This is a genomic window from Methylocaldum sp. 14B (assembly GCF_002005105.1).
Lineage (GTDB): Bacteria > Pseudomonadota > Gammaproteobacteria > Methylococcales > Methylococcaceae > Methylocaldum.
This window is the reverse complement of sequence record NZ_MSCV01000018.1, coordinates 83,815-95,823: the sequence shown is the minus strand read 5'-3', so window position 1 is coordinate 95,823 and position 12,009 is coordinate 83,815. Positions and strand designations below refer to the sequence as shown.

The following is a 12,009-nucleotide window of genomic DNA, read 5'->3' as shown; positions in this document are numbered from 1 at the left end:
TTCAACTGCTTACGCGGCTGAAAACGACGGGGCATCCCTGCCCCGTACGAGCACCTCGAAGTTTTTCGAGGTGCCCTATAGCGATATTCATCTGAACGGGCGCTCATTTTCGCATTAGGCAGGACGCAAAAAAAGAGCCGATGGCTTTACGGTAATTGAACGGACGAGCATGGGGCGGGGAGTTCGCGTCACGGTTACATCCGCCACACGTGGCAGATTCGAGGCCTGCCGTCGCAGTTCAGGTTTTTTGTGGCGTTACTCTTGAGTCGGTAAGCCGCGTTCAGTTTCCAAAAACCGTTTGATATGCGGAAGAACGAGATCGCTGCGGACGAAGCTTTCGGTATGCTTGAGACCGGGCAACGGGACGAAGGCGGCGTGAGCGATGTGTTTGGCGCATTCCCGGACGGCCGGATATCTCGCATCTTCCTCCCCGACGAGGAGCAGGCACGGCATGGCCATGGTCGGGAGGACGTCTTCCAGTGCCGGCCGCTCTTGCGCAGCGGCCGCGAGCGCCCGCAGGTCGTTGGCCAGCACAAGTGGCCTCAGTTCCGGCGGGATGCGCTGTTCCAGGACGGACTCGAGAGCGGTGAGGAAAGCTCCGGGGTCCGCGCCGTCGATGTGCCGGAAGGCGTCCCAGCTTTGGTCGGCATAGGGATGCGCTCCGACGACGAGCAGGGCGTCGACGCGTTCGGGCGCGTATTTCGCCATGCCGAAGCCAATCCAGCCGCCCATCGAAAAGCCGAGGAAGTTCGCTTTCGGGATCTTTAAGGCATCGAGCACGGCGACGACGTCCGCCACCCGGTTCGGCAGCGCATAGGCAGCCGGGTCGTGCGGCTTGTCGCTGGCGCCGTGGCCGCGGGCGTCGAGCAGAATGCACCGGTTATCGCGGCACAGTGCCCGGACATACCCGAACTGGCGCCACGCCTCGGAACTGCTGGTAAATCCGTGGTGCAGCACCAGCGGCGGTCCTTCGCCTTCCGCCTGGTAATGGATGCGAACGCCTTGGCTGTCAACGTAAGGCATGGGCGTCGTCCCGAATCGAGCGATAAACGTCCGCTATGGCGGACGCGACCGACGGCCAGGCGTAGCGGGTCCGGGCTCTTTCGGCCGCGGCGGCGCGCATGCGGCGGCGTTCGTTCTCGGGTGCCAAGAGGGCGTCGAGAATGCGGGCGGCGAATGCGGGAGGGTCCGCGGGATCGGCCAGATAACCGTTCACGCCGGGTGTAACGATATCGGTGGGTCCGCCGTGTGGCGTGGCGATCACCGGGGTTCCGGAAGCGAAGGCCTCGACCAGCACCAGCCCGAAAGGCTCATAAGGGGAAGGGCAGAGGAACAGGTCGGCCGCCGCGTAATACTGAAACAGTTCCTGATCGGTCAGGCGGTGAAACCAATGGATGGCGTCCGCGATCCGAAGCTCGTTCGCCCGCCCGAGCAGGGCGTCGCGATAGGCCGATTCGTCGGGCGAGGGCTTTTCCGGGCCGATCGGAATCAGGAAAGTCACGGTTTTGCCGGTTTCCCGCAGGGTTTTGACGACCTGGGGAATGGCCTCGATCAGCTCGAGAAAGCCTTTGCGGGGATCGAGCCGGCCGACCGTAAACAGCAGGTAGTCGGAGCTGAAGCCGAGCTGGCGTTGAAGCTTCGTCTTTTCCAGGCACAGGTGGAATACTTCCGTGTCCACGCCTCCCGGAACGATGCGGACCTTCTCGGCGCTTGCTCCGTAGCGCCCCGTCAACGCGTCCCGCTCGGTCCGGCTGAGCGCGATGACGGCATCGGCCGCGTCCAGGATCTTTTTTTCCGCGCGGATTCGAACATCGTAGCGGAACTTCGAGCCGTCCGGGGTGGGATCGGGTACGCGGTCCCGTTTCAGGAGCCCCAGGGAGTGGCTGGTAAACAGCAAGGGCTTGCCGAGAGCGAGACTCGCCATGAGCGCGCTTGCGCCGCCGTCCCAATAGTGGCCGTGGATGGCATCGGCATGCCTCAGCCAGGTGGTCTGCCTGAATAGCGTATGCTCGACGAATTCCGCGAGATGGGGGCCCATGTCCTCCTTGCGGAGAAAGCCATCCGGCCCCATCGGATAGCGGAAGATCGTGGCGCCGTCGCAAATGTCCTGGCGCACCGCTTTCCCGCCCCAGCGGCGGGTGTAGACCCGAACCTCGTGTCCCTGGCGGGCGAGCTGTTCCGCCACGCGAGCCTCGTAAATGCATTGTCCGCCCGCATCCGGTTCGCCGGTTACGGCCAGGGGGTCGCTATGGGGGCAGAAGAAGGCAATCCGCATCGCTGCTACCGCTGGGTGTCTCGTTTGGCCTTCGAGCCGCTCGCAGCGAGCGGCCATAATCCGTAGTGGCGAAGTCCTTGGATGATGCCGTCGCCGTAGAACGCGTCGGCGATAAACAATCGGGCGCTATCGTTACGCTTTTGCTGCTCGGAAGCCTGAGCCCGGACGTCTGCCGGAGTATTGCCGACCAGAACGCCGCACACGCCCGAGAGCAGCGCGTCGAGATCGTTCCCGGAATCGCCCGCGAAGAAGATGCGGTCGCCGGCCAAGCCATAGCGCTCGGCGACGTGCCACAAGGCGTGGGATTTCCCGGCATTGGCGGGAATGATGTCGAGCAAAGCCCGTCCGGAGGATTCCTCGATGCTGGAAATCATCTGCAAATCGTTTCTCACCGCCCGGACCCGATACATGATTTCCGCCAGCAGCTCCCGGCTGACGGGCTCCGGGTAATAGAAGCTGAACTTGTGCGGTCCTTGCTTTTGCGGCTCCTGAGGCGCCAGGCGCGAGATCCTGTAAAGCGACCGGCGCAAGGCTTCGCGGTCTAGCGGCGGTCCGAGCCGGCTTTGCCATTCGCGATCCTGCGCGCCCGTCTGATCGTAAACCTCGGTGCCGACGTTGCAGATCCACCAGGTCGGCTGCGGCAGCCGGAACACGGCCTGCCCTTGCTTGGCCAGAGCCAGATAGCGTCCGCTGACGACGCAGACAGGGCAGTCGGCTTCGATCAGAGTCCGAAGAAGCGCCTGGGTCCGCTCCAGGCAGCCGGAGTCCGGAAGTTTGCCGGTATTGGGCAGCAGCGTGCCGTCCAGGTCGGACGCGAATAAGAACGGAACGCCCGCGCTCATGGAATCAGACTCCGTACGCGCTGGCTGACCTCTTGTTCCAGTTGCACGAGCCGCGCGGTGTTGGACGCTTCCATGCTGATTTCCAATTGCGGGGCGTCCGCGCTCGGCAATACGTAAACCCAATCGCCGTCCAGATCGAGCCGCACGCCTTCGGGGGCGGCATTCATGCGCGCTTCCGGTCGTTGACTCAGTTCGCGCATCACGCGCCCGATGTGATCCCAGGGACAGTGTAGAATCAGGCGCCGGCAATGGCTGATCGGGATCTGGCGCTCGAAATCGTGCAGGGTCAGGTGTTCCCTGCCGAGGAATTCGAGCAGCCGAAGAGACGCCGCAACCGCGCCATAGCCGAGATAGAAGTGGACGAAATGCAGCCAAACGCCTTCGGATTGCATGGCTTTCTTGACGGCATTCAGTTGGGCCGCCGGCTCCTTGTGCGTAATGATCAGTCGCCGCACTCTGGCGTCCGCCAGCTCGGCCAGAAATTTCGGATGATCGGGCGGCAGGAAGACCGGCTCCTCGGGCGGAGCGCCGATGATGAAGGCTGCGGTCAGGAGCTCCTGCGTCCGTTCCGCCCGGTGTATCGTTCCCAATTCGTCGACCAAGGTCAGTTGTTCGCCGCTTCGCTCGATGATCAGGGCGATCTTCCGGTTGAGCCTGGCGATCTCCGCGATCGGTTCGTAGGGTATGGCGGAGACATCCGAATTTTCTCTACATTCGCTCTCGAGATGATGCAAGCCGTTGCTGCCGAGCAGGTCGCCGAGTATCCGCGCCAGATTGCCTTCCCGGCAGTAATGGAGTACGCGATCGACCCAGGGTTGGGTGGCGGATCGGCTGAGATGCTGGCGAAGGTGTTCGGCATATCGTTCGTCGACGCGGCCGGGATAAGTCAGGTTACCGACGTTCTCGATGGACACCTTGGGAAACTCGGCCCGGTAGAACATCGCTTCGATCTTGCGGCGCGCGCTGCGCAGCAAAGGCAAACCGTCGGTGTCGAAAAGCTCGATGACGGCCACGCTGGGGTGCTCGTCCGAAATGCGGATATGGACGCCGCCGCTCAAATGGCGGCCGAAGCAGGTGATGAAGCGCGTCTCCGGCAGGCTGGCCTCTTCCAGGTCGTCGATATTGACGCCCACCGCCAGAAGACCGGAGATGAACGCCCGCTTGATCAGCCGGGAGAATGGGTGCGCATCGCGGGCGACCGCCACTCGGGCGCCGCGCTGAATCCAGCTGCCGAAGGCCTTGCCCAGCGCCGCCGCATATTCCGGCGTGATGTGGAGATTGGCCAGGCCGCTGACGCCGCGCGATCCGAAAATCGAAGGACGCAGCAGCGATTCCCAGACCAGGTTTTCGCGTATCGTCGTGTTGCTGTTGATTTCCTTGTCGGGCCAGATCGAAACGCCGGGTATGACCACGACCTGGCGTCCGAGATGGCAGCGGGAGCCGATGATCGCGTCGTCGCCGATCTCGCAGCGGGCCTCGATGACGGTGCTGCCGCCGACGATGCAGTTGCGCAGGTCGCTCGACTCGCCGACGAACGAGTTTTTCATGACGATGCTGCGGTTGACGGTCGCCCTCGCGTCGATTTCGACGTCCGGCGCGATGACGGAATACGCGCCGATCTTGACGCCGGATCGGATCCGTACGTTGTCGCCTATCCAGCAGGGCGAGCCGAGCTCCGCGTCCTTGGCGATCCGCGCGCCGTCGCCAAGCCATATCCGTTCTCCGATGAGATTTCCGCCGAGCGGCAGACGGACCTTTCCGTCGAGCAGGTCCCAGTGCGACTGCTTGAGCTGATCCAGGGTGCCGATATCGCTCCAGTAACCTTCCGCGACATAGGCGAACAACGGAATCTCCTGTTCCAGGAGTTTCGGAAAAAGGTCGCTGGCGAAATCGTATGGAATGTCCTCGGGTATCGCCTCCAGGATTTCCGGTTCTATGAGGTAAATGCCGGTGTTGACGGTGTCGCTGCACAATTCGCTGAGGCCTGGTTTTTCCAGGAAACGGACCACGCGGTCGTCCTCGCCGGTTACGACGACGCCGAACTCGCCGGGGTCCGACACCCGTTTCAGGCACAGGCTGACTTTTGCGCCCTTGGCCTTGTGAAAGGCCCAAAAGGCTTCGAGATCGAAATCCGTCAGCGCATCGCCGGCGATGACGAGAAACGTCTCGTCGAGGAAATCCGCGCCGAGCTTGACCGAGCCGGCCGTTCCCAGCGGCTTGTGTTCCAGGGTGTAGTGCAGGTTCACGCCGAAATCGCCGCCGTCTCCGAAATGGTCGCGGATGGCGCGGGGCCGGTAATGCAGTGTTGCCAGCAAATCGGTGAAACCGTACGAGCAGAGATGCCGCGCGATGTGCTCCATGATCGGCTTGCCCAGCACGGTGACCATCGGTTTCGGTATGTTCTCGGTAATGGGTCTTAGCCGTACTCCCTGACCCCCGGCAAGAATGACTGCTTTCATGAATGATCTCCCGCACCGAGTTGGATCGATTTCTGATGATGGCTCATAATTTGATTTCAAAATGTTTGTTGGGATTTGTCAACCTCGTTGATTGCGGATGACAAGATAACCATATGTTAATGATATGGTGGGTGCGGACGAGGCTCCAGAATTGACAGGAAGTGCAAGCTGAATAATTATTTGACATCAAAATAAAAGAGACCGGATCAGTGGAAACGCTTATGACTGAAAAAACGCGGGGCGACGATTTGATCGTGCAATTGCGCGCGTTTCTGGACGCCAGCCCCACCGTGGGCCATCGGGTGCTCCATCAAATTCGAAAACTGGAGCGCGGTTTTTTGCAGCGTTCCGATCTCTGCGACGCTTTCGCCGACGTTTGCACCGCGGAAGATGCGCCCGAGGGGCTAAAGCAAACGCCCTTGGCGAAAACCATACGCTTTACTCAGGAGGCCGCCCTTAACGACGCCTGGGTCTATCTTGCCATCCGGCTTCGCATCGCCACCTGGCGCTATGTGCGCATCGCGCTCGAAGGGCTGACGGTCGAGGAGGTGACGGTGCGGGACTTTCTGCGTTTCAAGGAAGGCTTGGCGACGAGGCAGCACGATATAGACGAATGGCTGCTGGAAATCGATTTCGGGCCGTTCTCCCGCGAGTTTCCAAAGCTCCAGGAGGCGAGATCGATAGGCCGCGGCGTGGAGTTCTTGAACAAACATCTGTCCCGGCAACTGTTCGACGAATTGGGCGAGGGCGGCGAACGCATCTTGAATTTTCTGAGCATTCACTCGTTCCGTGGCCAGACCCTGATGCTCAACGAGCAGATCAGGAGCGTTCGCGACTTGCGCAGGGCCTTGCGCCAGGCCGACGACATGCTCGCCGGCCACGAGCCTTCGGCGACCTGGGAGGAAGTGGCGGCGGCCTTGCGCGCCCTAGGGTTCGAGACCGGCTGGGGGCGCGAGGTCTCTCGCATCCGCGACACCATGAGCCTGCTTCAGGATCTCCTCGAGGCGCCCGATCCGAGAGGATTGGAAACTTTTCTCGCGCGTTTGCCCATGGTCTTCTCGCTGGCGATCATTTCGCCGCACGGCTATTTCGGTCAGGCCAATGTGCTCGGCCGTCCCGACACCGGCGGGCAGGTGGTCTACATCCTCGATCAGGTGCGCGCCCTGGAGACCGAAATGCGTTCCCGCCTGTTCGAGCAGGGGCTCGACATCGAGCCGCAAATCGTGGTGGTGACGCGGTTGATACCGCAGGCGGAGGGGACCAGCTGCGACCAGCGTCTCGAGCCCATTTCCGGGACGTGCAACGCCCGGATACTCAGGGTACCTTTCCGCAACGTGTCCGGCGAGATCGTGACGCACTGGATTTCCCGGTTCGAGGTCTGGCCTTATCTGGAGCGCTATACCCTGGACGCGGAGCGCGAGTTGCTCGCCGAACTGGGCGGGCGTCCCGACTTGATCGTCGGCAACTACTCGGACGGCAATCTGGTTGCGACCCTTCTGTCGCAACGCCTGGGCGTGACCCAGTGCAACATCGCCCATGCCTTGGAAAAGACCAAGTATTGCCATTCCGATCTGTTCTGGCAGGACAACGAATCCCAATACCATTTTTCCTGCCAGTTCACCGCCGACCTGATCGCGATGAACGCGGCCGACTTCATCATCGCCAGCAGCTATCAGGAAATAGCGGGTACCCGCGACAGCGTGGGGCAGTACGAGAGTCACGCGGCGTTTACCATGCCCAAGTTGTTTCGGGTCGTGAACGGGATAGACGTCTATGATCCGAAGTTCAACATCGTTTCGCCGGGCGCCGATGCGGCGGCTTATTTCCCCCACACCGCCGCCGACCGACGCCTGCCCCATCTGCATGCAGAAATAGAGGAGCTGATCTACGGCGAGGCGGAGAAGGCCGACGCACGCGGGGTCCTGCATGAGCGGGACAAGCCGCTGCTGTTCACCATGGCGCGGCTGGACCACATCAAGAACATCGCCGGACTGGTGGAATGGTTCGGCGCTTCCGAGAAGCTGCGCGGGGAGGCCAATCTGCTGGTGATTTCCGGTTACGTGGATCCGGAACGTTCTTCCGACACCGAGGAAATCGGACAGATCCGGCGCATGCACGCCTTGTTCGACCGATACGGGCTGGACCGGCAGGTGCGCTGGCTGGGCCTCAGACTGCCCAAGAATTTGGCCGGCGAGCTTTATCGCTACGTGGCGGACAGCCGCGGGGCTTTCGTCCAGCCGGCCTTGTTCGAGGCCTTCGGACTTACGGTGATCGAGGCGATGGCTTCGGGCCTTCCCTGTTTCGCCACCTGCTTCGGCGGGCCTTCGGAGATCATCGAGGACGGACTATCCGGCTTTCACGTCGATCCGAATCATGGCGATGCGGCGGCGGAACGCATCGCGCGTTTCTTTGCCAGAGCGCGCAACGAGCCGGAATACTGGGCGCGAATCTCGGAGGGAGCGCTCGCGCGGGTTGCCCAACGCTATACCTGGCAGCACTATGCCGAGCGGATGATGACCTTGTCCAGAGTCTACGGGTTCTGGCGCCACGTGACCGATTTGGAGCGCCGGGAGACCCAGCGTTATCTTCAGGCTTTATACAGCCTGCAATTCCGCCGTCTGGCCCAAGCCATGGCCTGATTTCGAGCACGTTTTAGCCTATGGGAATTAAAGAACAATTTGTAGGTCGGCAATCCCTTGCCGACAAGTCCGTTGTGTCGGCAAGGGATTGCCGACCTACCTCGGGCGCTACGCCAAACCGGAAAATGTTTTAGCGTATGGAAATTAACGAACAAGTATTGATAGAGCTCCGGCGCATCGTCCGTGCGCTCGATCTGCAATCCAAGCAGTTGCAAAAGGTGGGACTGACCGGCTCTCAGTTGATGGTTTTGCGCGCCTTGACGAAACAAGGGCCTTTGACGGCCAATCAACTCAGCCAGGCGGTCAATCTGAGTCAAGGGACGATCACCACGGTGCTCGACCACCTCGAACTCAAGGCCCTGATCCGGCGCGAGCGCAGCGCCGAAGACAAGCGGCGCCTGACCATCACCCTCACCGATGCGGGCCGGGAGGCTCTCCGCCACGCGCCCTCGCTGCTGCATGTCGACTTCGTGGCCGCTTTCCGGCAATTGAACGACTGGGAGCAGACTCTCATCCTTTCCAGCCTGCAACGGGTCGCCGGCATGATGGATATGTCGCGCGTCAAGCCCAAGCCGGTTCACGATGCCGAATGCATCGAAGCGGGTTTGCGGTTCCTCACCGACGATGCCGAGGATGCGGGATGCTGACGAGCCGGCTGGCGGGGCGGCCTCTGGCCGCGGGTTAATCCGGGGCAGGGATGCCCCGGCGCGGCGACAAGCCGCGTGAGCCCAGGCCGGGCGTGTACCGGCCTGGGCGGCGGCCCGAAATACCAGGAGGGCATTTACGGGCCTGATTAATAAATTCCGCTCCCGAACATTATTGATCGGCCCCTGTTCAAGATCGTAGAGGTACTGCAACCCAAAACGCTTTGCAACATGTAGCGTCCGGCATCACGCCGTCACGCCAAACGCATTAATTCGAACCAATAAACGCTATCAAAATGGGGGGGTACTTAATGGGTCCTTCAAAAAGAACCCTATATCGATCCGTAATCGATTTGTCGCTGGGGATGCTCGTTTTTTGGCTGGCCCAATCTGCGCTGGCTCAGGAGACGGCTCAGCCGGCGCCGGGCGAGGCCGAGGCGGCGAAACCGGCTCTTTCGGCAGAAGAAGCCTTGAATCCGGTCGATCGCATCAAGGCCGGCCGACAAGAGGTGGCGTCCGCCATGGAGTCGGTCCGAAAAGCCATGGATGCGGGATCCGCATCCGGATCGGACAGGGCTGCCGTACTGAACCAGCAGCTGGAAACCCTGAAACAGCTCGATTCCGTCTTCGAGCGGCAGCTCGCGGCGCAGCAGGAAATCGAGACGCTGGCGGTCGAGGAGCGGAAATACCTGGAAGCTGCGAAAACGCTCGAGACCAGCGATGATCCGGTGTCGGTGAGCGAACTGGATAACGCGTCGTCCGAGTTGAGCGCACAAACGGCGCGGCTGTCCGCGCTGAGAGCCGCCGTCGATCAGGCTAACGCTCAGGTCGAGCAGGCGCGGGCGGCTGTGGCCGGGAAGCAAAAGCAACTGGCCGCCGACGAGGGCGAGAAGGCCGCTTCGTCAGACGGGGAGCCCGATTCCCTGCGTTTTCAATCGGCCCGGTGGGAACTTAAGCAGGCCGAGGAAACGCTGCGGCTCGGGGAATTGAACCTGGAACGGGAAAAACGAAAGCTGACCGTTGCCGAAGCATCCGTGAAGCTGCTCGAACGGCGCCTGAGCCTATTGGCCGGCCGCGTACAATTCACCGACAAGGAGCTCGAGGAGCGGCTGCAGCAAATCGAGAAGGAAGAACTCGAACTGAAGCGCGAATTGAGAAGAATGGATGGCCAGCAGATCGCCAACGAAAGTCGTCTGCACGATGCGAGGCAGCGTATGGCGAACGCGCCCCTGGACAAACTCGGGGAGCTGTCGGAAGAGGTCGAAGCGCGGCGTTTGGCCAAGGAATCCTTGGAAACGAAGATTTCCGGTTTAAACAAGCGTGTGGAGCTGATCGGAACGTGGAATACGGCCTGGCGGCGGCGTCACGCCGTCATCAACGGTTTCGGCAAGCCCGTGGAATGGGTGAAATGGAAGGAGGAAGCGGTCGACGCCTTGGCCGCGCTCGATCAGACCGAACGCGCCGTGATTCTTTTGCTCCAGGACTGGAAAAAGCAACTGATCTCGATCGAAAACAAGCTTTCCAATTCGGAGCGCGACGGCGGAAGTTCCGCGCGCTGGCTGGAACAGCAGCACCAATCGGCGGAATCGCTGATCGACCACTTGCGCGATCAGGATGCTTATCTCGAAAAGACCCGCGGCCTGCTCCAAAAAGTCGTCGAGTCGGTCAACGACCGTACCGAGCACCGAAGCTGGCGCGAGCTGGCGGAGTTGGTCCTGGATACGGAATTGAACGGCAACCGCGTGCGCGACTGGGGTTTGGCGCTGGTAGCAGTGTCCGGGCTGTTCAGCCTGCTGGTGTTCGTTCGGAATTTTCTCATCTCAGCTTTGCAGCGTTATCTCGAGCGTCGGCAAAACGTTCTGATCGGCGAGTTCTTTGCCGGCGTCCGGCAAACCCGCACGGTCTTTTTGCTCATGGTCTCGGTGTTTGCGTCGACGCTGCTGCTGCGCCTGGATCCGGCGCTCAGCGGCATCATACGCAAACTGACCATCGTCACGCTGCTCTTCCAGGTTTCCACCTGGGTGAGCTACTTCCTCAGAGTTTGGGTCTTCGACTATTTGGGCAAAAAAACCAAGCGTGACCAAACCAGCCTGGGAGCGCTGTCGATTTTCAATTCGCTCAGTCAACTGGCGGTCTGGTCGCTGGCGCTGCTGCTCGCGCTGCAAAATTTCGGCGTGGATATCACGGCGCTGGCGGCCGGTCTCGGAATCGGCGGCGTCGCGGTCGCGCTGGCGCTGCAACGGATACTGGGCGATCTGTTGTCCTCGCTGTCCATCGCTTTCGACAAGCCCTTCGTGGCCGGCGATTTCATCATTTTCGATCAGCTCATGGGAACGGTCGAGCACATCGGTATCAAGACCACCCGCATCCGCAGTCTCGACGGCGAGCAGATCATCTGCGCGAACAGCGATCTGCTGAATACCCGGATTCGCAATTTCAAACGCATGCGGGAGCGGCGCGTGGCGTTTCAAATCGGGCTCGTTTACCACACGCCATACGAAAAGCTGGTCAAGGTCCCAAGCCTATTGCGGAATGCCGTCGAGGCCCAGGCCAACGTCCGTTTCGACCGCGCCCATTTCAAGGCTTACGGCGAATTCTCCCTGCTGTTCGAAGTCGTTTACTACGTTCTGAGCGCCGATTACAACGATTACATGAACGTGCAGCAGGGCATCAATCTGATGATTTTCGAATCGTTTCAGAACGAGGGATTGCAGTTCGCGTTTCCCACCCGTGCCTTGTACCTGCAAGGCGTACCCCAAACCGGCGAAGCGGCGCTGTCGGCCCTCAAGTCCGGCGAAGGGAAAACGACCGCACAGCTGCGCGCGGGTTAATCCGGGGCAGGGATGCCCCGGCGCGGCGACAAGCCGCGTGAGCCCAGGCCGGGCGTGTACCGGGCCTGGGCGGCGGCCCGAAATACCAGGAGGGTATTTACGGGCCTGATTAATAACGGCTGGGCGATTCGGCGCTGCCGGCCAGCAGTACCCGATGCCGAAGCCGCCGGATCGCCGTCCAAAGCCGAGGCTGCCAGCTTTTCGCGGCTATGGACTCGTTCGTATCTCTTAAGCCTGTGCTCGGTAGCAGGTATCTTCGTCGGCAAAGGATTGCCGACCTACGACCGTAGTACCCTGTAGGTCGGGAATCCCTCCCAAT

The 12,009-nt window shown here is 61.2% G+C and carries 7 protein-coding genes; 3 read left to right on the top strand and 4 right to left on the bottom strand.

The genetic code is table 11. The features are described from left to right. Nucleotides 1-255 precede the first annotated feature (255 nt). From B2A78_RS14405 to B2A78_RS14390, 4 genes are read right to left on the bottom strand one after another with little or no spacing between them, the layout of a single operon-like run. On the bottom strand, nucleotides 256-1,023 hold the full coding sequence (locus B2A78_RS14405; protein WP_077730701.1) for an alpha/beta hydrolase: 768 nt from the start codon (nucleotides 1,021-1,023) through the stop codon (nucleotides 256-258). After that, entirely contained in the window at nucleotides 1,010-2,275 is a 1,266-nt protein-coding gene (locus B2A78_RS14400; RefSeq protein WP_168175435.1) for a glycosyltransferase, read from the bottom strand. The genes B2A78_RS14405 and B2A78_RS14400 overlap by 14 nt, the downstream gene beginning before the upstream one ends. Before the next feature lie 5 nt (nucleotides 2,276-2,280). After that, nucleotides 2,281-3,117 carry an HAD-IIB family hydrolase gene (locus tag B2A78_RS14395; protein WP_077730699.1) on the bottom strand — a complete coding sequence of 279 codons (837 nt, stop codon included), beginning with the start codon at nucleotides 3,115-3,117 and terminating at the stop codon, nucleotides 2,281-2,283. Beyond that, nucleotides 3,114-5,576, bottom strand: a complete 2,463-nt coding sequence (locus tag B2A78_RS14390; protein WP_077730698.1) for a sugar phosphate nucleotidyltransferase — start codon at nucleotides 5,574-5,576, stop codon at nucleotides 3,114-3,116. Before B2A78_RS14390 ends, B2A78_RS14395 begins: the two co-directional genes overlap by 4 nt. A gap of 221 nt (nucleotides 5,577-5,797) precedes the next feature. Here B2A78_RS14390 and B2A78_RS14385 point away from each other — a divergent pair, with 221 nt between their 5' ends. The 3 genes from B2A78_RS14385 (at nucleotide 5,798) to B2A78_RS14375 (ending at nucleotide 11,690) form a co-directional block, all read left to right on the top strand. Next, nucleotides 5,798-8,215, top strand: a complete 2,418-nt coding sequence (locus B2A78_RS14385; RefSeq protein WP_077730697.1) for a sucrose synthase — start codon at nucleotides 5,798-5,800, stop codon at nucleotides 8,213-8,215. A 137-nt stretch (nucleotides 8,216-8,352) separates the two neighbouring features. Continuing rightward, on the top strand, nucleotides 8,353-8,862 hold the full coding sequence (locus B2A78_RS14380) for a MarR family transcriptional regulator (RefSeq protein ID WP_077730696.1): 510 nt from the start codon (nucleotides 8,353-8,355) through the stop codon (nucleotides 8,860-8,862). A gap of 362 nt (nucleotides 8,863-9,224) precedes the next feature. After that, nucleotides 9,225-11,690 (top strand): mechanosensitive ion channel domain-containing protein, encoded by a 2,466-nt coding sequence (locus B2A78_RS14375; protein ID WP_168175434.1) that lies wholly within the window; start codon nucleotides 9,225-9,227, stop codon nucleotides 11,688-11,690. The last annotated feature ends 319 nt before the right edge of the window (nucleotides 11,691-12,009 follow it).